Origin of the sequence: Actinosynnema pretiosum, from assembly GCF_002354875.1 — a bacterium.
In the GTDB taxonomy this organism is placed as follows: domain Bacteria; phylum Actinomycetota; class Actinomycetes; order Mycobacteriales; family Pseudonocardiaceae; genus Actinosynnema; species Actinosynnema auranticum.
Map to the genome: position 1 here is coordinate 2,591,416 of NZ_CP023445.1, position 23,157 is coordinate 2,614,572.

A 23,157-nucleotide genomic window follows, 5' to 3' on the forward strand; every position below is an offset into this window, starting at 1 on the left:
CCCGCGAGGAGGTCATCTCTCGTTGGTCGTTGGTCGTTGGTCGTTGGTCGTTGGTCGTCGGGCGTTGGTCGTCGGGCGTTGCGCTTTGGGGGACTTTTGTCGAGAATCAGCAAAAGTTGGGGGAGCTTACTGCGGCATCTGGCCCAATCTCGGGTGGCGGTCGTGTGAGTTGGCCCCTTTTGGACTGGTTCGGGCTGGTTTGGGCTGGGTGAGGGGTGGCGATGACGCGATCGGGTGAGCGGATCGGTGTGGGGTTGGTTGGGCACGCGTTCATGGGGGCGGTGCACTCTCAGGCCTGGCGGACTGTTGGGCACTTCTTCGACGTGCCGCTTGTGCCTGACCTCGCCGTGCTCTGCGGGCGGGACGCTGTTCGCACTCGTGCCTCTGCTGACAAGTACGGGTGGCGTGAGGTTGAGACTGACTGGCGGGCGCTTGTTGCGCGGGAGGACATCGGGATTGTTGATGTCTGCACGCCTGGGGACAGTCATGCGGACATCGCCATCGCCGCCCTTGACGCGGGCAAGCACGTGTTGTGCGAGAAGCCGTTGGCCAACAGCGTCGAGGAAGCCGAGCGGATGGTTGCCGCTGCCGAGCGGGCTGCCGCGCGTGGGGTGAAGGCGATGGTGGCCTTCAACTACCGGCGGGTTCCGGCGCTTGCGCTGGCGCGCAAGCTGGTCGCCGACGGGGAGATCGGGGAGGTGCGGCACGTTCGGGCCGTGTACCTCCAGGACTGGCTGTCCGACGCCGAGTCGCCCATGACCTGGCGGTTGCGGAAGGAGACTGCGGGGTCCGGGGCGCTGGGGGACCTCGGGGCGCACATCGTGGACGCTGCGCAGTTCGTCACCGGTGGGCTGGTCACCGGGGTTTCCGCGCTCACCGAGACGTTCGTGAAGGAGCGGCCGGACGAGCGCGGGGGGCGGGACGAGGTGACCGTGGATGACGCGGCGCTGTTCCTCGCGAGGTTCGACAACGGGGCCGTGGGGACGTTCGAGGCCACTCGGTACGCGCTCGGGCGCAAGAACGCCATGCGCATCGAGGTCAACGGGTCCAAGGGGAGTCTCGCGTTCGACTTCGAGTCGATGAACGAGCTGTCCGTCTTCACCGACGCGGGGCCCGACTCCGGGTTCCGGCGGGTTTTGGTCACCGAGCCCGGTCACCCCTACCTGGAGGGGTGGTGGCCGCCGGGGCACCTGCTCGGGTACGAGCACACCTTCACGCACGAGGTCGCCGACCTGCTCAGCGCCATCGGGACCGGCGTCGACCCGCACCCCGGCTTCGCGGACGGGCTGCGCGTGCAGCGGGTCCTCGACGCCGTCCAGACCAGCGCGGGCTCCGGGTCCGCCTGGACCGCGATCTGACCGCCTCCAGCAAGCCGTCTGACAACGCCGACAGAACGGAACGGAACACCACGATGAGCCGACCCGTCACGCTGTTCACCGGCCAGTGGGCCGACCTGCCCTTCGAGGAGGTCTGCCGCCTGGCGTCGAGCTGGGGGTACGACGGCCTGGAGATCGCCTGCTCCGGCGACCACTTCGAGGTCGACAAGGCGCTCGCCGACGACGACTACGTCCCGGCCAAGCTGGCGGTGCTGGAGAAGCACGGGCTGAAGGTCTGGGCCATCTCCAACCACCTGGTCGGGCAGGCCATCTGCGACGACCCGATCGACGAGCGCCACAAGGCGATCATCCCGGCCTCGGTGTGGGGCGACGGGGAGCCCGAGGGCGTGCGGCAGCGGGCCGCCGCGCACATGGCCGACGCCGCGCGCGCCGCCGCGAAGCTGGGCGTGGACACGGTCGTCGGGTTCACCGGGTCGAAGATCTGGAAGTACGTGGCGATGTTCCCGCCGGTGTCGCAGGCGGTCATCGACGACGGCTACCAGGACTTCGCCGACCGCTGGAACCCGATCCTGGACGTCTTCGACGAGGTGGGCGTGCGGTTCGCGCACGAGGTTCACCCGTCCGAGATCGCCTACGACTACTGGACCACCAAGCGCGCCCTGGACGCCCTGGGCAACCGCCCCGCGTTCGGCATCAACTGGGACCCGTCGCACTTCGTGTGGCAGGACCTGGACCCGGTCGGCTTCATCCTCGACTTCGCCGACCGGATCTACCACGTGGACTGCAAGGACACGAAGAAGCGCTTCGACGGCCGCAACGGCCGCCTCGGCTCGCACCTGGCCTGGGCCGACCCCCGTCGCGGCTGGGACTTCGTGTCCACCGGCCACGGCGACGTGCCGTGGGAGGAGTGCTTCCGCGCGCTCAACGCGATCGGCTACTCGGGCCCGATCTCGGTGGAGTGGGAGGACGCGGGCATGGACCGCCTGCGCGGCGCGGAGGAAGCCGTGACCTACATCCGCAAGCACCTGTTCGACCCGCCCGCGGCGGCCTTCGACGCGGCCTTCTCCGTCAAGGAGTGACCGGGGCCCACCGGGTGTGACGCGCCCGTCCCGCTCCCCTGCGGGACGGGCGTTCCGATGGGTCCCCCGACCGGGTTAAAGTCCGCTCGGGAGGCACGATGACGCGCACGAACTGGGCCAAGAACCTGACGTTCTCCGCTGAGGAGGTCAGCGTTCCCGAGACGGTCGAGCAGGTCCAGGAGGTGGTGGCGCGCTCGCGCGCGGTCCACGTCGTGGGCACCGGCCACTCCTTCAGCCCGATCGCCGACACCACCGGCACCCTGATCACCCTGGAGCGGATGCCGGAGCACTTCGAGCCCGCAGGCTCCAGCGCGAGGGTCTCCGCGGGCATCAGGTTGGCCAGGCTGGCGGAGCTCCTGCACGCCCACGGCCTCGCCCTGCCCACCCTGCCCTCGCTGCCGCACATCACCCTGGCGGGCACCTGCGTCACCGCCACCCACGGCTCGGGCGACGGCGTCGCCTCACTGGCCAGCGCGGTGCGCGCCATCGAACTGGTGGTCCCGGACGGCGCCCTGCGCAGGGTCGAACGCGGCGACCCCGATTTCAACGGCTCGGTGGTGGCCCTGGGCGCGCTCGGCGTCATCGTCACCATGGAGATCGACGTGGAGCCCGCGTTCGACGTCGAGCAGCGCGTCTACCAGGACGTCCCGTGGTCCGCCCTGACCGACCACTTCGACGCCGTGCACGGCTCCGCCTACAGCGTCAGCTCCTTCACCCAGTACCGAGGCACCGCAGAGGTCTGGGTGAAGCGCCGCCTGGACGCCCCACCCGCGGACCTCTCCTGGACCGGCGGCCACGAGTCCACCACCCCCCGCCACCCGGTCCCAGGCCAACCCGCCCACCACTGCACCGCCCAACTGGGCGACCCTGGCCCCTGGCACGAACGCCTCCCGCACTTCCGCGCCGCCTTCACCCCGAGCGTAGGCGCGGAACTCCAGTCGGAGTTCTTCGTGGCCAGAGAACACGCAGGCCCCGCCCTACGAGCCCTGGCCACCCTCTCGACCGACTTCGCCCCGATCCTGCTCACCTCCGAGGTGCGCACGGTCAACGCGGACGCACAATGGCTCAGCCCCGTCCACAACCGCCCCAGCGTCGCCTTCCACTTCACCTGGCGACAGGAGGCGGAGGCGGTCGCGGCAGTGGCAACAAAGATCGAACGCATCCTGGAGCCGTTCACCCCGAGACCCCACTGGGGCAAGGTCTTCACCCTGCCCCGCACCACCCTGGCCTCCCGCTACCCCCACTGGGCCGACTTCGCAGCCCTCCTGAACCGCACCGACCCCCAGGGCAAGTTCCGCAACCCCACCATCAACACCTACTTCCCCCACCCCTGACCGTCACCCTCCACTCCTGACCGCCTCGCAGCCCGGCGGCTTCGCAGCCCGGCGGCTTCGCGGGCTGACCGCTTCGCGGGCTGCGGGGCGAGCGAAGCGAGCCCACGCAGCCCCATTCCCGCGTCCCTCTTTCCCGTTTGGCCTGGCGAAGCCCGAGCACGCTTGTCAAGATGCCGCCGCACCGCCACGGCAGACCGCCCGAGTCATACGGCGTCTTGACGAGCGTGCTTGCCTGAAAGGAGGCCAAACGGGAAAGAGGGACCCCGCCCACCGCAGTGGTAAACCGCACCACCACACCAACGGTCACCGGCCGGCAGAGCCCGTCCCCCTCTTTTTTGGAGGTCTGCCCCGCCGGCGAGGCGTGCCCTTCAGCTTTTGATCTTGAACCCCAGCTCACAACTCACAACTCACAACTCCCCCCACTCCCACCCCACTCCCACCAAGTCGCGGTACCCCACCCCCCACCCCCACCGCCACGATCAACCGGTGATCCGGACGTTCGCCGTGCTGTCCAACCGGGACCTGCGCCTACTCTGGCTCTCCCGCGCGATCAGCTCCTTCGGCGCCTGGCTGGTGGTCGTAGCCATCCCCGCGCACGTCTTCGCGCAAACCGGCTCAACCACCGCCACCGGCCTGGTGGTCGCCGCCCAATACCTCCCCCCGGTCCTCCTGGGCCCCCTCGCAGGCGCCCTGGCCGACCGCCTGGACCGCAGGCACGTCATGGTCGCCTCAGACCTCCTCCGAGCCGCGGCGATCACCACCCTCCTCCTCCCCGACTCCGACCACTTCTGGCTCGTCTACCCCGTGATGGCCGTGGAAAGCGCAGGCACCGTCCTGTTCCGCCCCGCAGCCCAAGCCCACATCCCCACCATCACCGGCACCGGCCCCACCCTGACCGCCGCGAACTCCCTCACCGCCCTCACCGACGGCGCCATGCGCCTCCTGGGCCCACCCCTGGGCGCAGCCCTCCTCTTCACCGCCGGCTACCACACCCTCATCGCCGCGGACGCCCTCAGCTACCTCATCTCCGCGGCCCTCATCGCCCGAACCACCCGCCACCCCCGCACCGCCCCCACCAACACCCACCCCTCCGCAGGCGCCGTCTTCCTCCGCGACAACCCCGCCCCCCGCGCGATCGTCCTCTCCCTGACCCTCTTCTTCGCCGGGAACGCCGCCCTCAGCGCCCTGGTGGTCCCCTTCGCCGTCCTGGAGCTGGGCGGCGAACTCCAAGCCGGCCTGGTCATGTCCGCCCTGGGCGCAGGCTCCCTCCTGGGCGCTCCCGCCATCACCCCCCTCATGGACCGGATCGCGGCCCACCTCCTCCTCTCCGCCTCCCTCCTCGGCATCGCGATCGGTTTCGTGCTCCTCTCCTCCGCCCCCACCCTCCCCCCGGCCCTCATCGCCGCGACCCTCGTAGGCGCAGCGGGAGTCCTAGCCCTGACCTCCGCCCAAACCGCCCTCCAACGCGCCACCCCCACCCCCCTCCTCGGCCGGGTCACCGCAGTCCTCCTCATGGCGGAAGCCGCAGCCACCCTCTCCGGCTCGGTCATCGGCCCGATCCTCGCCGGAGCCCCGAACAGCTCCACCCTGATCACCGCCTGGACCGCAGCCGCGCTGACCGCCTCAGGCGCGGCCGTCGCACTACGCGGCAACCGCTACGCATGAACTCCCGAACCTCCCCTCCTCGCCTCCCCGCCCTCACCTCCCCACCTCCCGCCCCCAACCCCCGCTGCTTGCACCCCGCCCACCCAGTCCTTAAAGTGCACGCCATGTCGGCGTTGCTGATCACGCTGCCGCTCTCCCCCGAGGCAGGCGCGTGACGGGCCTCAGGGAGCGCCGTCGCCGCTCGACGCGCAAGGACATCTCCCAAGCCGCCGCCGCACTGGTCCTCGAACGCGGCCTGGCCGACGTCACCGTCGAGGAGATCGCCCACCGCGCGGGCGTCTCACCCCGGACCTTCTTCAACTACTTCCCCAGCAAGCGCTCCGCCGTCATCCCCGGCCCGGAACCGCTGCCCGCCGACCTGGTCGAGGCGTTCGTCGCCGACCGCGGGCGCCCCGTGCTCGACGGCCTGGTCGCCCTCTTCTCCGACGAGCGCGTGCTCACCGACACCGAGCGCGCCGACCTGCGCACCGCGCAGGAACTGGTGACCCGCCACCCCGAGCTGGTGCCCGTGCTGCACGAGCGGATGGCCGAGTTCGAGCGCGTCGTCGTCGACGCGGTCGCGCGCCGCCTTGAGGCCCCCTCCGGCGACTGCCGCCCCGAGGTGGCCGCCGCGGTGCTGGGCGTGCTGCTGCGGGTGGCCATGACGCGCGGTCTCGACGACCCGACCCGGCAGTGCGTGATCGGCGCCGAGTTCCAGGCCGACCTGGCCCGCGCGTTCGCCGCCCTGCGCGCCCTCTGAGAACCCCTCCCGAACCCCCTCCCGAACCCCCTCCCAGGCCCTCCCCTCAACCCCCTCCTCAACCCCTCCCCGCGACCGCGCTCAGTTCGCCGACGGGGCGCGCGCGGCGGTGGTCAGCCTGCGCCGCACCGAACCCCGGTCGCGCACGGCCAGCCCGTTGCCGGCGGCGCAGACCACGAGCAGGAACCCCGTCAGCGCGGGCAGCACCACCCCGCCGTCCGCCGCCGACCAGCAGGTCATCGTCATCCACAGCAGCAGTCTCATAATCCGCATCGTAGGGAGACGCGGATCACACCGGTATTCATTTGGCGGAAGCTTGATGTTTTCCGGAGAATGCTCCGGCAAATCACCTCGCCATTCCGGGTGACCTGGAAGTGGTATCGCGGCCCACTCGAAGGCGGCAACCTCCTTGCCCGTGGCCGATCTCGGGTTAGGCTCGTCATCGAGCAGCAGGCGCCTCCTCAGGGCCGCTGCAATCCCCGTGTGGTGAGGAGGCGAGCGGTGAGGGACCTCGACGAGGAGATGAGCGTCCACTCGCGGGACTGCGGTGGCGCGGTGGTGCTCCACGTCAGCGGCGAGATCGACCAGCTCACGGTCGAACCGCTGCACCGCGAGCTCCTGTCCGCGCTGGCCCGCGTGCGCCCGCCGGAACCGGTGGTGGTCGACCTGACCGAGGTCGGGTTCTTCGGCTCGGCCGGGCTGAACGAGCTGGTCACCGGGCACCTGCAGGCCGAGCTGCTCGGCACCCGGCTGTCCGTGGTCGCCGGGCACCGCGAGGTGCTCCGGCCGCTGGCGATCAGCGGGCTGGACGAGCAGCTGGACGTGCACCCGACCCTCCGGGCGGCGCTCGGCGCGTGAGCGCGACCCCCGACCGGGTGCCCGTTCGGCCCCGGTTCGTTTGGGTCGCCCCGGCGTGGGAATGACACCTCCCGTGCTGCTGCTGAGACCACCGGGCGTGTACCGCCCGCAGGAGGACACCGAGCTCCTGGCCCGTTCGCTGGCCGAGTCCGGTGTCCCGTACGGGGCGACCGTGCTGGACGCGTGCACCGGGACCGGGGCGCTCGCCGTCGCGGCCGGGCGCGCCGGGGCGGGGGAGGTGACCGCCGTCGACCGGAGCCGCCGCGCGGTGGCCGCCGCGTTCGTGAACTGCCTGCTGCACGGGGTGCCCGTGCGGGTGCGGCACGGGGACTTCTCGACCGTGGGCGGGCGGTACGACGTGGTCTGCTCGAACCCGCCCTACGTGCCCGCTCCCGGACCGCCCGATCCGACCGGCGCGGCGCGCGCGTGGGACGCCGGGGCGGACGGGCGCGCGGTGCTGGACCGGTTGTGCGCGGCGCTGCCGTCGCTGCTCGCGCCCGGCGGTTTCGGGCTGGTCGTGCACTCCGCGCTGTGCGGGGTGGAGCGGACGCTCGGGCAGCTGCGGGACGGCGGGCTGGCGGCCGAGGTGGTGGCGTCGCGGGACGTCGGGTTCGGGCCGGTGCTGCGCTCGCGCGCCCGGTGGCTGGAGGGGCGCAGGCTCATCGCGCCGGGGCAGCGGCACGAGCGCTTGGTGGTGGTCCGTGCCGACGCCCCGTGAACCCCGCAGGGTCGTGGTCAGCCGGGAGGGGCCGGTGCTGGTGGAGGGGCCGGTGGAGGTCGTGGTCGAGGACGGGGAGGCGGTGCGGTCGGACCGGGTGGTGGTGGCGGTGTGCGCGTGCCGCAGGAGCCGCAGCTACCCGTTCTGCGACACCAGCCACCGCAAGCGGGTGCGCGCCCACCGGGAGGACGAGGGGTAGGCCGGGGGCGGGGCTGATCTGCTCGCCGCCCGGCCCCGCCCCCGCCCCGCCCCCCGTGCCTCAGTGCCGGTAGGTCGAGCTCTCGCCCCGCGTCCACGCGCCCAGCACGTGCTCGCCGTAGCGCCCCTCCACCAGGTCCGTGGCCCGAACGCCCAGCACCACGTCCGGGGTCAGCTCCGGTTCCCGGCGGAGCAGGTCGCCGATGACGTCGTGCCGCACCACCTGCTCGTGCACCGCGTCGGCCTCGACGTGCTCGGTGAAGAACTCGACGCAGTCCGGGTGCGCGCCCATCCGCTCCAGGGCCGCCGCCATGCGCTTGGCGCTCGGCGCCGTGGTGATCTCGGCGGCGGCGAAGTGCCCGACGAGGGCGCCGCGCAGCGAGCGGCGCAGCCCGAACGCCGACATCAGGTTGACCACGGCCAACATCGGCGCGGGCGCGCTGTCCTGGTAGGACAGGTACTCGCGGGACAGTCCGGCCCCGCTGAGCAGCCGCCCGTACAGCTCCGAGTGCATCCGCTCGGGGCGTCCACCGCCGAACTCGTCGAACTCCACCGCGACCAGCGCGGCCTTGGCACGCCCCGTCAACCGGGGGATCACCCAAGCGTGGGGATCAGCCTCTTTCAAGTGATACACGGACCGGTGAGCAAGGTGCTCCTGCATCTGCCACCACTCCCCGTCGCCCTTGAGGTGGTGGCTGATCCCGCTGCCGTCGACGGGCTCCACGAGCAGCTCGCCGAGCACCTCGTCCAACGACGGCGCCCCGCCCAACTCGTCCCGCACCGCCCCGAGGAACCGCCGCTCCAGCCCACCGCGCAGCTCCAGCAGCCGGGAGTCCCACTCCAGGTCGGGGTCGACCCCGTCGAACCCCCGGTAGTGCAGCTCGTAGAGGGTGTGGAGGGCGAGCTGGAGGTCGTCGCCCCACGGGTCCTGGTCGCCGACGGCGGGCAGCAGCCCACCCCCGCGAAGCGCGGCGACCACCCCTTCGGACAGCGCCCCGCGCGGCAACGGCAGGGGAGGGCTGACCGCCCGCTCACCGACCGGCCGCTCACCGGAGACCTGCGAAGGCACCACATCCACGACAACCCCACCAGCACCACGAACGCTCATGGGCGAGGGCTACCCCGGTGGATTTCGGCTACACGGGGGCGCGGGGCGGTGGTGGGGGAGGGCTTTGGCGTGCGGGGGCCGAGGGCTGGTGGTGACTGGGCCGGGGCGGGGGCGAGGGGGTAGGACGCTGGCGAGCCCGAGCCCGAGCCCGAGCCCGAGCCCAAGAGCGAGTCCGAGCCCGAGCCCGAGCCCGAGAGCGAGCCCGAGAACGAGCCCGAGCCCGAGACCGGGGCCGAGCCCGAGACCGGGGCCGAGCCCGAGTCCGAGCCCGAGCCCGGGCGCGGGGCCGGGGCCGAGTCCGAGACCGGGAGCGGGACCGGGCGCGGGGCCGGGGCCGGGGCCGAGTCCGAGACCGGGAGCGGGACCGGGAGCGGGGCCGAGCCCGAGACCGGGAGCGGGACCGGGGGCGGGAGCGGGAGCGAGGACGCTGGCGGGACCGAGGGCGGGGGCGAGCCCGAGACCGGGGCCGGGGCCGGGAGCGGGACCGAGTCCGAGTCCGAGACCGGGGCCGGGGCCGGGAGCGGGACCGAGGGCGGGGGCGAGGGGCGGGGGTGCTGGCGGGACCAAGAGCGAGGGGGAAGACCGGGGGCGGGCGGTGGGTGGGGTGAGGGTTTGGGGTGTGAACGGTCCGTTCGCTCAGCTGCCCGCTGCGGTGAACACCTCTGCCAGCGCGCGTACCGCGCCCGCCGCCCCCATCGCGCCTGTCGCGCCCGCTGCCCTCATCACTCCTGGCGCGACCTTCGCCCCTCCCTCGCCCGCTGCCCCGTCGCCACTCGCTGCCCCGTCGCCACTCGCTGCCCCGTCGCCACCCACTGCCCCGTCGCCACCCACTGCCCCGTCGCCACCCACTGCCCCGTCGCCACCCACTGCCCCGCCGCCACCCACTGCCCCGCCGCCACCCACTGCCCCCTCACCACTCGCCGCGCGTTGCAGCGCCGCGCCCGAGCGGCCGTGCAGGGCCAGGTGTGCCGCCCAGCCCGCGTCCGCGCCCAGCGCCGGGCGGACGTGGTTCAGGAGGGCGCGCACCAAGGTCTCCGCCCGCACGGCCCGGCCCGTCGTCGGGTCCACGCCCCGGTCTGCCGCTCCGTGCCGGGCCGCCGACCACAGGGCCGCCGCCAGCACCGCGGGCTCGTGATCGGTTGCCTCCTCGCCGCGTTCCAGCGCGGCCAGCGCGGTGTCCACCAGCGCCCTGGTCAGCACCGCTTGCAGGACCGCGCCCTCCGCCGTGGCCGAGGTGTCCGCCGCCCGGACCTCCACGGTCGGGTACTTCGGTGAGAGCCGGGCAAGCCAGAACGTCATCGTCGGGTCCACCAGCGCGCCCGTGCCCACCGCCGCCTCGACCAACCGGTCGTGGCGCTCCACCGTGCGCAGCAGGGGCGGCGCCCCCCACCCAGGGAACGAGGACTGGCGCACCGCCCGCCAGCTCCCGTACCCGGTGTCCTCGCCCCGGTCGAACGGCGAGTTCACCGACAGCGCCAGCAGCGTCGGCAGCCACGGCCGCAGGTGGTCCAGCACCGCCACACCTGTCGCCCGGTCCGGCACACCCACGTGCACGTGACAGCCGCAGCACTGGTAGTCCGTCATCAGTCCCTGATAGAGGGACGTGATCTCTCGATAGCGTGAACCTTGCGTCACTGGAACCCGCCCCGGTAGCGGTGGGTTGCCCACGGCCACGGGGACCACGCCCACCCGGCCCGCCGCGTCCGCGACCGCCCTCCGGCCCGCCCGCAGCTGCTCCCGCAGCTCCGACGCGGTCCGGCACACCCCGGTGGCGAACTCCACCTGCGAGGACAGCAGCTCCTGCTGGGCCAGGGCGCCCGGCGGCAGGTCGCGCACCACCGACAGCACCTCGGGGGCGCTCGCGGTGGGGAGGGACGTCTCCGGGGAGACCAGCAGGTACTCCTCCTCGACGCCGAACGTCGTCCCGGTCACGTCCCCCTGTTCCCCGAACGGGTGAAGGGAAACCGACCTCGCCGCACCGATCACCAAGCCGCCGCACCGATCACCAAGCCGCCGCGGCGAGCACCCCCGCCCGCCGCCCCGGCCTCACACCCCGGCCTCACACCCCCGAGGCCAGCAGCTCCCGCACCCGAGGGATCACCTTCGTCCCGTACAGCTCCACCGCCGCCATCATCCGCTCGTGCGGCAGCGTCCCGTTCGAGTACTTCAGGTCGAACCGGTCCACCCCCAGCACCGACACCGTCCTCGCGATCCGCCGCGCCACCGTCTCCGGCGACCCCACGTGCAGCGCGCCGAACGCCGCGTCGTCCTCGAACCGCTCCCGCGTCACCGGCGGCCACCCGCGCTCGCGCCCGATCCGGTCGTGCACCGCGCGCCAGTGCGGCCACAGCACCTCGCGCGCCTCCTCGTCCGTGTCCGCCACGAAACCGGGGCAGTGCACCGCCACCGGCAGCCGCTCCCGCCCCAGCTCGTCCAGCGCCCGGTGGTACAGCCGCACGAACGGCGCGAAGCGCTCCGGCTCGCCGCCGATGATGGCCAGCACCACGGGGAACCCGCCGCTCGCCGCCCGCACCACCGAGTTCGGGCTGCCCCCGACGCCGACCCAGGCGCGCATCCGCCCGCCCTCGGTCTTCGGGTACACGTGCTGCTCCTCCAGCCCGGCCCGCACGGTCCCGCTCCACGACACCGGACCCTCGTCCAGCAGCCGCGCCATCAGCTCCAGCTTCTCCGCGAACAACCGCTCGTAGTCCGCCAGGTCGTACCCGAACAGCGGGAACGACTCGGTGAAGGACCCCCGCCCCAGCGTGATCTCCGCGCGCCCGTTCGACAGCGCGTCCAGCGTCGCGAACCGCTCGAACACCCGCACCGGGTCGTCCGAGCTGAGCACGGTCACCGCGCTGCCCAGCGCGATCCGCTCGGTGCGCGCCGCGATCGCCGCCAGCACCACCTCCGGGGCCGACACGGCGAAGTCGTCCCGGTGGTGCTCGCCCACCCCGAACGCGTCCACGCCGACCCGGTCCGCGAGCACGGCCTGCTCGACCACGTCCCGGATCACCCGCCCGTACGGCAGCTTCACACCATCGGGGCCCACGGTCACGTCCCCGAACGTGTCCAGACCCAGTTCCACGGTCGTCATGACGGCGGACAATACGGTCTCATCCGGGCGAACCTCCGATCGGGAGCGTCAGCTCCACCGTCGTCCCCCTGCCCTCGGCGGCCCGCACCCGGATGTTCCCGCCGTGCAAAGCCATGATCTGGCGGCAGATCGACAGCCCCAGCCCGCTCCCCGGCACGCCCGTCGAGTTGCCCGCCCGCCGGAACACGTCGAACAGGTCCGGCAGGTCCGCCGCCGGGATGCCGATCCCGGTGTCGCTCACCGTGATCAGCCACCCGGTCGGGTCCACTTGGGACCGCACCCGAACGCGTCCCCCGGCCGGGGTGAACTTCAGCGCGTTGCCGATCACGTTGTCCAGCACCTGCGACAGCCGCACCGCGTCCCCGCGCACCTTCGGCCCGTCCACCGGCTCCACCACCAGCTCGATCCCCGCGTTCTCCGCCGGGTTCGCGTGGTCGTGCTCCGCCTCCGCGAGCAGCCCCGCCACGTCCACCTCCGCCAGCGACAGCGGCAACCGGTGGCTCTCCAGGCGGGACAGCAGCAGCAGGTCGTCCACCAGCCGCACCAGCCGCGCCGTGTTCCGGCGGATCACCTCCAGGTGCGCCAGGTGCTCCGCGTTCAGCGGCCCCGCGCCCGGCATCATCTCCGCGAACGCCAGCACGGCGGTCAGCGGCGTGCGCAGCTCGTGCGACACCGTCGCCACGAACCGCCCCTTCACCGCCGCCGCCTCGGCCAGCACCCGGTTGCTCTCCTCCAGCTCCGCGCGCGCCGCGGTGTCCGCCGTGACGTCCCGGAAGTGCCAGAACCGCCCCAGCTCCGCCGCGGGCCCCAGCGGCACCAGGTCGCCCACCACGATCCGCCCGTCGCGCAGCACCAGCCGCACGTCCCGGTGCCCCCACTCGGACGACGCCAGCTCCGCGAGCCGCGCCGCCGTCGCCACCGGCTCCGCGCTCACCGCGCCCAGCGCCGCCGTGAAGTCCGCCACCGGCATCCCGTTCCACGGCCGGTCGCCGAACACCGCCGTGAACGCCGGGTTGTGCAGGAACACCCGCTCCCGGTCGTCCACCGCCACCGCGCCCGCCAGCCGCAGCACCACCTGCTGCAACCGCCCGCGCTCGGCCCGCGCCTCCTCCTCGGCCAGCCGCCGCGCGGTCACGTCCCGGCAGTGCGCCACGACCACGCCCGCCCCGGTGTCGAGCAGGTTCAGCATCCCCACCGCCAGCACCACCCAGTGGCCCGCCGCGTGCCGGACCCGCAGGTCCAGCTCGACCTGCCGGTGCGGCGAGGTCAGCAGCCGCCGGTACTCGCCGCGCACGCGCGGCAGGTCGTCCGGGTGCACCAGCGCGGTGAACCGCTCCATCGTCGGCGGCCCCTCTGCCATGCCCAGCAGGTCGCGCACCGCGTCCGGGTCGAAGTCCGTCGCGCCGTGCGCGTCCACCAGCACCACGAGCGAGCGCTCCGGCGCGGGCGCGCCCGCCGCGTGCCTGGGCTCGCGGGCCTGCTCGACGCGCAGGGCGTCGAGCAGGCCCAGCGCCTGCTTGAGCACGTTGTTCCCGTCGGGCAGCAGCCCGCACAGCTCCACCACCCGCGCCCGCGCCTCGGACGCGCCCGTGCTGTGGGTGGCCAGGTCGGCCGCCACGCCGAACAGGTCCCGCAGCACCGGGGTGAGCGCCGCCGAGGCGTGGTCCATGTCGCGCCAGCCTAGGAGTCGGCCGGTCAGTCCGCCGTGGACTGACCTGATCGGGTGGAAGCGGCGGCGCCGTCCTTGCCCGGCAGCCCCAGGTCGGTGCGCTCGGCGTGCGCCATCACCACCGCGTGGATCGAGCGGTCCGGCTCGTACTTGCGGAAGACCGCCCTGGGGATCGCCAGCAGGACCGCGGCGACCGGCACGGTGATCAGGAACCGGATCAGCGCGTCCAGCGGGTCCACGCTGCCGGTCACGAACGCGCCCCACATCGCGGGTGCGCTCAGCACGCCCGCCAGCAGCATCGTCGAGTAGCGCAGCACGGGGTCACGCTGCCACGAGGTCGGCGAGGGCGGTGGCCGCGGAACCGGTGCTCGACATGCGCTTGCCGTCGACCGCCACGATCGGCAGCCCCAGCTCCAGCACCGTCGTCGGGTCCGCGCTGGCGGCGGCGCCGTGCACGGCCATGGCGACCACGTCGCCCAGCTCGCGCACGTGCCTGGCCAGGTCGCGCGACTTGCGCGTGGCGTCCACGACCGCCCAGACCGCGCTCGCGCCCAGGGCGCGGGTGATCTCGGCGGCCCACTGCGCGCCGTCGGCCTCGTCCACCGACGCCTGCACGACCACGACCGAGGGGGTCTCGGCGGCGTGCAGCTCGGCGGCGACCTGGGCGGCGTGGCGGGCGCTGGCGACGCGGCGGTGACCGCTGGTCGTCGGACCGGCGACCAGCACGTCGGACGGGTCGATGCGCAGGTCTCGGCACACCGCGTTCGCGACGTCGAGCGCGTGCTCCAGCTCGCCCGCCACGACCAGGACCTGGCCGGGCAGGGCGGGCGCGGCCGGGGCGGGGCCCGCGGTGCGCAGGGGGCGCAGCGGGCGGGAGCTCTCGGTCCGCTGGTCCGGCACCGGGGCGCCGGTCAGGTCGACCTCCACCTCGCAGGCCGGGCGGGTGCGACCGGTGTACATGGTGGCGCGGCGCGGCACCGGCTTCGGCGCGGGCAGCGCGGTCGGCTTCTTCGACGCGGCGGCGGGCTTGGCCTTCGGGGTCCTCGGCTTCACGGCCGCCTTGGACCCGGACGAGCGGGTGGTGCGGGTGGTGGCCTTGGGCTTCGGGGTCGGCTGGACCGGGATCTCGGCCGTGGCGGTGTCGGACTCGGCGCCGGTCTCGGCGCCGGTCTCCCTGGCGCCGCCCATGATCTGGGCGACGGCCTCGGCGATCTCCTTCGCGGTGACCGCGCCGGGAACCAGCAGCGGGGCCGGGGCGAGCTCGGCGGTGGCGGCCTCGGCGGCGGCGCGGCCCTCGGCGCGCGCGGCGGCCTCGTCGGCCTCCATCGAGGCGAGCCTGGCCTCGGCGACCTCGCGGGCGCGCTCGGCCTCGGCGCGGGCGGCCCGCTCCAGGGCCAGGCTCTCCCTGGCGGCCAGCGCCTCCTCGGACCTGGCGGTCTCGGCGGCGCGCAGCTCCTCGGCGCGCTTGTCCTTCGCGGCCTTCGCGGCCCTGGCCTGCTCCGCCGCGTCGGCGGCGGTCTCGGCGATCGGGGCGCGGGACAGGCGGGCGGCCTGCGCGCCGTGCAGCACGGTGGTGCGCGGCTTGCCCTGCTCGGCGGCGAGGTCGGCGACGATCGCGGCCATGGCGGTGCCCGCCTTGGCGGCGGCCAGCTCGGCCATGCTCGCGGTCTCGGCCGGGGTCCACGCGGCGCCCGCGCGGTAACCGGGGGAGTCCACGTGCTGCACGTGCTGGACGCCGGCCGTGGTGTGGGCGGCGGTGCGGGTGGTCTGGGACAGGGCGGACTCGGGGCCCGCGACCAGCGCGGACGCCTGCGCGGCGGCGACCACGGCCGGGGCCGCGACCGAGGTGGCGACCGGGGTGGCGGCGATCGGGGCGACGGCGTGACCCGCGACGGCGGCCACCCCGTGGGTGACACCCGCCTGGGCGGTGGTCGTGCCGGCCGCGTGACCGGCCTGGGCGAAGCCCTCGGCGGACGCGGCGGCGACCTGCCCGCCTGCGACCTGCCCGCCTGCGGTGTGCTGGGGGATGACCTGCTGGGCGGGCCTGCCCGCGGCGAACGCGCCCGGCGCGAAGTGGCCGACGCCGTCGGCCTGGCTCGCGTCGTGGTGCTGGCCCGCGGTGATCGGCTCACCGGCGGCCGTGGTGGCCGGGCCGGTGTCGAGCCTGCCCACCGCGTCCGCCTGGCCGAAGGCGAGGCGCTGGGCCTCGGCGGAGCCGTAGGCGGTGGTGACCGGGTGACCCGCGATGTTCAGCTGGGCGATCGCCAGGCCCGGCTCCTCGTAGCCGAGGACCGGCGCGGCGTGCACCGGGGCCTGGAGGGCGTTGTCGGCGACCTGCGCGGTGGCCACCAGCTGGGCGCTGGCCAGCGCCTGCGTGGTGGTGACCGGCGCGGGGGTGGTGGGCGCGGCGGTCTGCTGCGAGGCGAACTCGGCCGCGGTCTGCGCGACGGCGACCCCGGTGGGGGCGGCGCCGGTCAGGCCGGTGCCCAGGGTGGAGGTGGTGGGCTCGGGGGTGCTGTGCACGGCGATCCGGCCCGCGCCGCTGGCGTACGCGGCGGCGGCGGCGGCCTGGGCCGCGCGGTGGGCCTCGGCGTGCGCCTCGGCGGCCTGCACCGCGTCCAGCCCGGCCAGCCCCGCACGGGTGACACCGGCCCTGGTGGCGGTCTGGGTGATCCCGGCCTGCGCCACGGCGGCCTGCGCGGCCCCGAGCGCGGCGCCGCGCTCCCCGACGCCGTGCGCGGCCAGCGCGGCCTGCGTCACGGCGGGGAGCCCGCTGTTGTTGCTGGCCAGCGCGATCGCCGCGGCGATCTGCTCCTCGGTCAGCCCGGCGGCCCGCGCCGCCGCCAGCTCGGCGACCAGCGCCTGGCTCTCCGCCGACACCAGCCCGGTCGGGGCGGTGGCGGGGGAGCGCCGCGCGGTCAGGTCCGAGCTCACGCCCTGCGGCAGCGAGCCCGCCACCGGACCGGCCGGGGCCTGCTCGCCCGCCTTCGCGGCGGCCAGCTCGTCGGCCGACACCGGGGTGCGCTCCGCGCCGTCCGCCCGGTCGGCCAGCGCCAGCAGGCCGTCCAGCGAGTCCGAGCCGGAGCCCTGACCCGCGGCGCCCTCGCCCTCAGCGCCCTTGCCCGCGGCGCCCTGACCGGCAGCGCCCCTGTCGGAACCCTGCCCGGCGGACCCCTTGCCGGAGCCCGAGCCCGAGGCGCCGCCGTCCGGCACCTCGACCGTGATCTCGAACCAGCGCTGGGCGAAGAAGCCCATCACGCCGCCCTTGCGCAACTTCTCCGCGGACACGATGCGCGCGTCCTTGCCGTGCTCACGGGCGACCTGGTCCAGCAGCGCCGTGAGGTTCGGGCCCTCAAGCAGCAATCGAGTGGACACTGTTCACGACTCCAACGGTCTCGATCCGGTTGGTGCCACCGGAGAGTTCGGGGTAGGACAGGACGGCCAGGCGGGGCACGGCCACGTGGAGCAGGCGGTAGAGGGGGGCGCGCAGCTGCGGCGCGCACGCCAGGAGCGGGGTCGCGCCGCGCTCCTCGGTCTGGAGCGCCAGGCGGGACACGTCGCCCACCAGCTGCTCGGCCAGGTTCGGGTCCAGCACGACCTGCGCGCCGTGCTCGGTCATCCGCAGCGACTCCAGGAGCACCTGCTCCACGCGCGGGTCCAGCGTCATGACCGAGAGCACGCCGCCGGAGGCGAACCGGGAGGCGATCGCCGGGCCCAGCGCGTTCCGCGCGGCCTCGACCAGGTGGTCGGTGTCGGTGCTGCCGGACTTCGCGGCCAGCGACAGCGACTCGTAGATGCGGACCAGGTCGCGGATCGCCACGTCCTCGTCCAGCAGCCGGTGCAGCACCCGCTGGATCTCGCCCAGGCTCAGCAGGTTCGGGGTCAGCTCCTCCACCACGACCGGGTGAGTGCGGCGGACCACGTCGGTGAGCTGGCGGACGTCCTCGCGCCCCAGCAGCCTGCTCGCCTGGGTCCTGGTCACCTCGGCCAGGTGGGTCACGATCACCGACGCGCGGTCCACGACCGTGGCGCCGGTCAGCTCGGCCTGGTAGCGCAGCTCGGCGGGCACCCACTTGCCCGCCAGGCCGAACACCGGCTCGACGCCGGGGCGGCCGGGCAGCGCGTCGAGGTTGTCGCCGATGGCGAGCACGGCCCCGGCGGGGGCGGTGCCGGTGGCGACGTCGGACCCGCTGATGCGGATCACGTAGGTCGAAAGAGGCAGGTCCAGGTCGTCGCGGGTGCGCACGGGCGGCATCACCACGCCCAGCTCCAGCGCGATCTTGCGGCGCAGCGCGCGGACCCGCTCCAGCAGGTCGCCGCCCGAGCTGTCCACCAGCTCCACCAGGTCGGTCGCGAGCGCGAGCTCCAGCGGGTCGACCTGCATCTCGGACAGCAGCGCCTCGGAGGCGTCCGGCGCGGCCTGCTCGGGCACGGCCACGGCCTCGTCGCCCGCCTCGCCCTCCTTGGGCATCCGGACGCCCAGGAACAGCAGCCCGCCGCCGACCAGCAGGAACGGCAGCATCGGCAGCTCGGGGATCAGGGACAGGCACAGCAGCGCGGACCCGGCGACCATCGGCACCAGGCGGTTGCGGCCGAACTGGCTGAACACCTGGCTGCCCATGTCCCCGTCGGACACCGGACGGGTGACGATGATGCCGGTGGCCAGCGACAGCAGCAGCGCGGGGACCTGGGAGACCAGGCCGTCGCCCACGCTGAGCAGGCTGTAGGTGTTGATGGCCTCGCCGGCCTCCATGCCGCGCTGGATCATGCCGATGGCGAAGCCGCCGAACAGGTTGACCAGCGTGATGATGACCGCGGCGATGGCGTCGCCCTTGACGAACTTCGAGGCGCCGTCCATCGCGCCGTAGAAGTCGGCCTCCGAGGTGACCTCGGTGCGGCGCTTGCGCGCCTCGGCCTCGTCGATGAGCCCGGCGTTCAGGTCGGCGTCGATCGCCATCTGCTTGCCGGGCATCGCGTCCAGGGTGAACCGGGCGCCGACTTCGGCGACCCGGCCAGCCCCGTTCGTGATCACCACGAACTGAATGACGATCAGGATGAAGAACACGACCATGCCCACGATGAGCGACCCGCCGACCACGAAGTGGCCGAAGGCGCCGATCACCGCTCCCGCGTCGCCGTCGAGCAGCACCAACCGGGTGGCGGCGATGTTGAGCGCCAACCGGAACAGCGTCGCCAGCAGCAGCACGGACGGGAAGACCGAGAATTCGAGTGGCCGCTTGACCTGCATGCTCACCAGCACGATCAGCAGCGACAACGCGATGTTCGCCACGATGAGCAGGTCGAGCACGAAGGAGGGCACCGGCAGGATCATCATGACGATGATCAGGATGACGCCCGCCGGGACGGCGAACTGGTTCAGGCGCTTGGCGTTCACGACACCTTCCGGGGTGTTCGCTTGCTTCGCGGCCGATCCGTGGCCTTCGTCGCCGTCCTGGCAAACAGGTCATCGGCCCCCGCCGGGGGGAGCTGAGCGTTTCCGCTCAACGCCCCCCAACGAGTGAGAACAGGCCGTGGCTGTACCCCGTGACGGCGACGTCCAGGTCCAGCCGGTTGCCCAGGGCCTGGAGGTACCCGAGCACGTCGCCGGGCACCTCCTCGCCGGGCGCGTGGATCGACGAGAGCTTCACGTGCGGGCCGCCGTCGCGGTTGAGCAACCCGGTCAGCACGTTGCAGATCTCGGCGAGGTTGTCGGTGAGCATCGGGGAGAGCTCCCCGTCCTCGAGGGCGGCCTGGGCGCCGCCGGGCGGGATGAGCCCCACCGCCGCCGCCAGGTCGGCGGCGAGGGGGAACTCCATCCCGATGACCCCGGCGATGCTCATGTCGTCGTGCACGAAGACCGCGACCGCGGGCTTGTCCACCTTGCCGGGCGGGTCCGCGAGCTGCACGGACACGTCCTTGCCGATGAGGTCGGTGAGCAGGTCCCTGATCTCCTTGGGAGCGGGAAGTGTGTCGGCCATCGGTGTCATCCCAGAATCGAGTCGAACCGCTCGCGGAAGGTGTCCGCGGAGAACGGCTTGGTGATCAGGAACATGGCGCCCCCGTCCTCCGCGATCTTCTGCATCTCGTCGGAGCTCTCCGAGGTGACGAAGGCAAACGGGGTGTTGGTGCCGCTGCTGCGCAGCGCGCGGAGCAGCTCGATGCCGGTCATGCCGGGCATGTTCCAGTCCGACAGCACCAGGTCGGGCTTCTCCGCCTGCACGACCTCGTGGGCGTGCTGGCCGTCGGTGGCCTCGACCACGTCGTGGTCCCCGAACCCCGCCTGGCGCAGGGTCCTGATCACGATCTGGCGCATCACCCTGCTGTCATCGACGACCAGGATCTTCATACCGGCAGCTCCTCGCTGTCTTGTTCCTGCTTGCTGCTGCTGAAGAGCACCACCGAGAACGGCTGGCCCTTCCACTGCACGACCGTCCGGCACAGCTCCACGGCGCCGGGCCAGCGCTCGGAGTCGGCCGCGCCGACGCGCGGCAGGGAGAGCTTCGCCGGGGAGGGGACGAGGCTCTTCACGTTGCCGCCGACCACGTTGGCCAGCTCACCGAGCGCGTCGCTCACATCGTCGTCGGTCAGCTCTTCGTGAGACATCATCAGCATGACGCTGGCCACGTCCTGGGCCCCGGCCTTGGAGGTCGACACCACCAGGTGCCCGTCCCAGGCGCCCACGATGGACACCGAGGCGGTCAGCTCCACCGGGTTCGGCCCCAGGTCCCCGAAGAGCAGCGGGTGCTCGGTCTCCGGGTCCAGGTAGGCCGACCAGACCTGCTCGGTCATCGAGCCCAGGTCTTCAGTGGTGGGGAGGACCAGCGTCATGATGCGACTCCAATCGGTACCAATCCGAGCAGGGCGAGCTTCTCGCCGATGCCTTCGGCGTTGAAGGGCTTGATCACGTACTCGTGAGCCCCGGAAGCGAGCGCCCGGACGATCTGCTCCTGCTCGCTCTCCGTGGTGACCATCATCAAGGTCATCTCGCGGAGGGCAGGGGTCTTGCGAGCGGTCATGATGAACTGCAGCCCGTCCATGACGGGCATGTTCCAGTCGACCAGCGCCAGGTTCGGCGCCGTCTCCTGCTGGGCGAGCACGTCCAGGGCGACCTGGCCGTTCTCGGCCTCCAGGACCTCGCCGAAGCCGTGGCCCTCCAGCAGTCGGCGGAGGATGACCCGCATGGCGCGGGAGTCGTCGATTACGATGGCGCGCACGTCGTTACCCCTTTCAAGGAAGTGGTCGCTGCGTCGGGTGATTCGCCGCCGGCCAGTCGGTAGACCGCCGTGCGCCCGACGGGGACGCGCTGGAACGCGCTGTCGATGCCCATGGTCGTCTCGGCGGAGCCCAGCAGCAGCCAGCCGCCGGGGCGCATGAGCGCCCTCATGCGACGCAGGATCTGCCGCTTGGTCTCCACGTCGAAGTAGATCAGCACGTTGCGCAGGAAGATCACGTCGAACGGCTGCATGGGGGGCAGCGGGTTCGCCAGGTTGATCCTGCGGAACGTGATGTTGCGGCGCAGGGCGGGCTTGACCTGCCAGTCCAGCCCCGCGCGGTCGAAGTGCGACACCAGCAGGGACGCCGGGAGGCCGCGGTTGACCTCCAGCTGGCTGTACTTGCCGGTCTGGGCGCGGTTGACCATCTCGCTGGAGAGGTCGCTCGCGGTGATGTCGTACGCCCGCCCTGGCGGCAGGCTCTCCTCCAGCTTCATGGCGATGCTGTAGGGCTCCTGACCGCTGGAGCACGCGGCCGACCAGATGCGCAGAGGCCTGGCGGGCCCCGCGCTCTCCAGCACGGCGGGAAGCACCACGCTCTTGAGGGCGAGGTACGGCTCCTGGTCGCGGAACCAGGAGGTCTCGTTGATCGTCAGGGCCTCGACCAGGGACTGCCGCAGGTCCGGCGACTTGCCGGACTGCACGGCCTGCACCAGCGAGGCGGTGTCGGCGTGGCCAGACTTGCGTGCCAGCGGGAGGAGGCGCGACTCGACCAGGTACTCCTTGCCGGGAGCCAGGACGATCGCGGCTTCTCGCTTCACGAGGTCTGCCACGAAGGCGAATTGCTGGGCGTTCAGTTCCACTACGCCACTCCCGGAGCTGTGGCAGCTACCCGATCGGGGAGCTGGGAGAGGATGTATCCGGTCATGTCGGACAGGGGCAGGACCTCGTCGGCCAACCCCGCCTCCACGACCGAGCCGGGCATTCCCCACACGACCGAGCTGAACTCGTCCTGTGCGGCGATCCGGGCGCCCTTGGCCCGGAGTACCTGTGCGCCCGCCCTGCCGTCGTGCCCCATCCCGGTCAGCACCACGGCCAGGACGTTCCCGCCGTAGACCGAGGCGACCGAGCGGAAGAGCACGTCCACGGCGGGACGGCAGTGGTTCTCCTGCGGGCCGTTGTGCAGCTTGGTCTGCACGTTCGTGCCCGCCCTGACCACTTCCAGGTGCTTGTCACCCGGAGCGAGGTAGACCGTGCCGGGACGCAGGGGCGTGCCCGCGGTCGCCTCGACGACCTTGACCTTGCACCCCGCGTCCAGGCGCTGCGCGAGCATCGCCGTGAAGACCGGGGGCATGTGCTGGACGACCACCACGGGGACCGGGAGGTTCGCGGGCAGCTCGGAGAGCACCACGCGGAGCGCCTCGGGTCCACCCGTGGACGAGCCGATGGCCAGCACGTCGACGCGGTTGTGACCGCCGGGGATTCCGGGAGCGGAGGACCTGCCGGGGCCGCGGCCGACCGGGGCGCCCGTGCGGGCGGGCGGCTGGGCGCCGGGCCTCGCGGGCGTGCCGGGTCGGGCGGGCGGGCCGCCGACCGGGGGAGCGCCCACCGGGCCGCGCCTGGTGGGCGGCGGGGGGAGCTTGGGACGCCCGCACAGGGCGTGGATGCGCGGCAGCAGCTGCTCGCGCACGCTGGAGATCGATTCGGAGATGCTGCCCACGTTGGCGGGCTTGGTGACGTAGTCGCTGGCGCCCGCGGCGAGGGCGGCCAGGGTGGCGTCCGCCCCGACGCTGGTCAGCGTGCTGAACATGATGACGGGCAGGCGCGGGTGCTTCTTGCGCAGCTCCCGGACGGTGGTGACACCGTCCATGATCGGCATCTCGACGTCCAGCGTGATGATGTCAGGCTGGAGCTGGTCGATCTTCGTCAGGGCGATCTTGCCGTTCGCCGCCGTGCCCACCACGCGGATGTTCGGGTCCGCGCTGAGCACGTCGGCGACCAGTCGTCGGATGACCACCGAATCGTCGACCACCAGAACCGAGATCACGGAGGCCTCCACCGCTTCGGCGAGGGAGCGGATTCTCCCTCGCGGCAGTGGTCCAAACGGTCATCGGGCTGGTGAGTTGAGGTATTTCCGAAGTTGC

At 73.1% G+C, this 23,157-nt stretch carries 22 protein-coding genes; 8 read left to right on the plus strand and 14 right to left on the minus strand.

Annotation, left to right across the window (positions count from 1 at the left end):
• The first annotated feature begins 221 nt into the window (after positions 1-221).
• From CNX65_RS11695 to CNX65_RS11715, 5 genes are all read left to right on the plus strand, one after another.
• Positions 222-1,358, plus strand: coding sequence for a Gfo/Idh/MocA family protein (locus CNX65_RS11695; RefSeq protein WP_096497737.1), 1,137 nt, complete (start codon positions 222-224; stop codon positions 1,356-1,358).
• A 53-nt stretch (positions 1,359-1,411) separates the two neighbouring features.
• Positions 1,412-2,416 (plus strand): sugar phosphate isomerase/epimerase family protein, encoded by a 1,005-nt coding sequence (locus tag CNX65_RS11700; RefSeq protein WP_096492808.1) that lies wholly within the window; start codon positions 1,412-1,414, stop codon positions 2,414-2,416.
• A 98-nt stretch (positions 2,417-2,514) separates the two neighbouring features.
• The gene (locus CNX65_RS11705; RefSeq protein ID WP_096492809.1) at positions 2,515-3,750 is read left to right on the plus strand and encodes a D-arabinono-1,4-lactone oxidase; all 1,236 of its coding nucleotides are present in this window, start codon (positions 2,515-2,517) and stop codon (positions 3,748-3,750) included.
• Between the two features lie 486 nt (positions 3,751-4,236).
• Complete coding sequence (locus tag CNX65_RS11710; RefSeq protein WP_157767594.1) at positions 4,237-5,415, plus strand: MFS transporter; 1,179 nt, start codon at positions 4,237-4,239, stop codon at positions 5,413-5,415.
• Positions 5,416-5,566: 151 nt separating this feature from the next.
• Positions 5,567-6,154 (plus strand): TetR family transcriptional regulator, encoded by a 588-nt coding sequence (locus CNX65_RS11715; protein ID WP_096492811.1) that lies wholly within the window; start codon positions 5,567-5,569, stop codon positions 6,152-6,154.
• An 81-nt stretch (positions 6,155-6,235) separates the two neighbouring features.
• Here CNX65_RS11715 and CNX65_RS11720 read toward each other — a convergent pair whose 3' ends face one another.
• Positions 6,236-6,418, minus strand: a complete 183-nt coding sequence (locus CNX65_RS11720) for a hypothetical protein (protein WP_096492812.1) — start codon at positions 6,416-6,418, stop codon at positions 6,236-6,238.
• A gap of 237 nt (positions 6,419-6,655) precedes the next feature.
• Here CNX65_RS11720 and CNX65_RS11725 point away from each other — a divergent pair, with 237 nt between their 5' ends.
• The 3 genes from CNX65_RS11725 (at position 6,656) to CNX65_RS11735 (ending at position 7,929) form a co-directional block, all read left to right on the plus strand.
• Entirely contained in the window at positions 6,656-7,012 is a 357-nt protein-coding gene (locus tag CNX65_RS11725; protein WP_157767595.1) for an STAS domain-containing protein, read from the plus strand.
• Between the two features lie 73 nt (positions 7,013-7,085).
• Entirely contained in the window at positions 7,086-7,730 is a 645-nt protein-coding gene (locus tag CNX65_RS11730) for a HemK2/MTQ2 family protein methyltransferase (protein ID WP_096492814.1), read from the plus strand.
• Positions 7,714-7,929 carry a CDGSH iron-sulfur domain-containing protein gene (locus CNX65_RS11735; protein ID WP_096492815.1) on the plus strand — a complete coding sequence of 72 codons (216 nt, stop codon included), beginning with the start codon at positions 7,714-7,716 and terminating at the stop codon, positions 7,927-7,929. Before CNX65_RS11730 ends, CNX65_RS11735 begins: the two co-directional genes overlap by 17 nt.
• Positions 7,930-7,989: 60 nt before the next feature.
• Here the strand turns inward: CNX65_RS11735 and CNX65_RS11740 are convergent, their stop codons facing one another.
• The 13 genes from CNX65_RS11740 to CNX65_RS11805 all read right to left on the minus strand — a co-directional run bounded on the left by CNX65_RS11740 (position 7,990) and on the right by CNX65_RS11805 (position 23,060).
• Positions 7,990-9,006, minus strand: a complete 1,017-nt coding sequence (locus CNX65_RS11740) for an iron-containing redox enzyme family protein (protein ID WP_096492816.1) — start codon at positions 9,004-9,006, stop codon at positions 7,990-7,992.
• A gap of 666 nt (positions 9,007-9,672) precedes the next feature.
• Entirely contained in the window at positions 9,673-10,968 is a 1,296-nt protein-coding gene (locus tag CNX65_RS11750) for a carboxylate-amine ligase (protein WP_157767596.1), read from the minus strand.
• 127 nt (positions 10,969-11,095) lie between these two features.
• Positions 11,096-12,133 carry an LLM class flavin-dependent oxidoreductase gene (locus CNX65_RS11755; RefSeq protein ID WP_096492818.1) on the minus strand — a complete coding sequence of 346 codons (1,038 nt, stop codon included), beginning with the start codon at positions 12,131-12,133 and terminating at the stop codon, positions 11,096-11,098.
• A gap of 19 nt (positions 12,134-12,152) precedes the next feature.
• Positions 12,153-13,802, minus strand: coding sequence for a sensor histidine kinase (locus tag CNX65_RS11760; protein WP_096492819.1), 1,650 nt, complete (start codon positions 13,800-13,802; stop codon positions 12,153-12,155).
• A gap of 26 nt (positions 13,803-13,828) precedes the next feature.
• Complete coding sequence (locus tag CNX65_RS11765) at positions 13,829-14,119, minus strand: hypothetical protein (protein ID WP_096492820.1); 291 nt, start codon at positions 14,117-14,119, stop codon at positions 13,829-13,831.
• A gap of 4 nt (positions 14,120-14,123) precedes the next feature.
• Entirely contained in the window at positions 14,124-17,177 is a 3,054-nt protein-coding gene (locus tag CNX65_RS11770; RefSeq protein WP_157767597.1) for a hypothetical protein, read from the minus strand.
• Positions 17,155-19,197 carry a flagellar biosynthesis protein FlhA gene (locus CNX65_RS11775; RefSeq protein WP_096492822.1) on the minus strand — a complete coding sequence of 681 codons (2,043 nt, stop codon included), beginning with the start codon at positions 19,195-19,197 and terminating at the stop codon, positions 17,155-17,157. The genes CNX65_RS11770 and CNX65_RS11775 overlap by 23 nt, the downstream gene beginning before the upstream one ends.
• A 106-nt stretch (positions 19,198-19,303) precedes the next feature.
• Positions 19,304-19,780 carry a hypothetical protein gene (locus CNX65_RS11780; protein WP_015801145.1) on the minus strand — a complete coding sequence of 159 codons (477 nt, stop codon included), beginning with the start codon at positions 19,778-19,780 and terminating at the stop codon, positions 19,304-19,306.
• Between the two features lie 5 nt (positions 19,781-19,785).
• Complete coding sequence (locus tag CNX65_RS11785; protein WP_015801146.1) at positions 19,786-20,148, minus strand: response regulator; 363 nt, start codon at positions 20,146-20,148, stop codon at positions 19,786-19,788.
• The gene (locus CNX65_RS11790) at positions 20,145-20,630 is read right to left on the minus strand and encodes a chemotaxis protein CheX (RefSeq protein ID WP_096492823.1); all 486 of its coding nucleotides are present in this window, start codon (positions 20,628-20,630) and stop codon (positions 20,145-20,147) included. Before CNX65_RS11790 ends, CNX65_RS11785 begins: the two co-directional genes overlap by 4 nt.
• A complete protein-coding gene (locus CNX65_RS11795; protein WP_015801148.1) occupies positions 20,627-21,016 on the minus strand; it encodes a response regulator in 390 nt (129 codons plus the stop codon). Before CNX65_RS11795 ends, CNX65_RS11790 begins: the two co-directional genes overlap by 4 nt.
• A complete protein-coding gene (locus tag CNX65_RS11800; protein WP_096492824.1) occupies positions 21,001-21,876 on the minus strand; it encodes a CheR family methyltransferase in 876 nt (291 codons plus the stop codon). The genes CNX65_RS11795 and CNX65_RS11800 overlap by 16 nt, the downstream gene beginning before the upstream one ends.
• Complete coding sequence (locus CNX65_RS11805) at positions 21,876-23,060, minus strand: protein-glutamate methylesterase/protein-glutamine glutaminase (RefSeq protein WP_096492825.1); 1,185 nt, start codon at positions 23,058-23,060, stop codon at positions 21,876-21,878. Before CNX65_RS11805 ends, CNX65_RS11800 begins: the two co-directional genes overlap by 1 nt.
• Between the last annotated feature and the right edge of the window lie 97 nt (positions 23,061-23,157).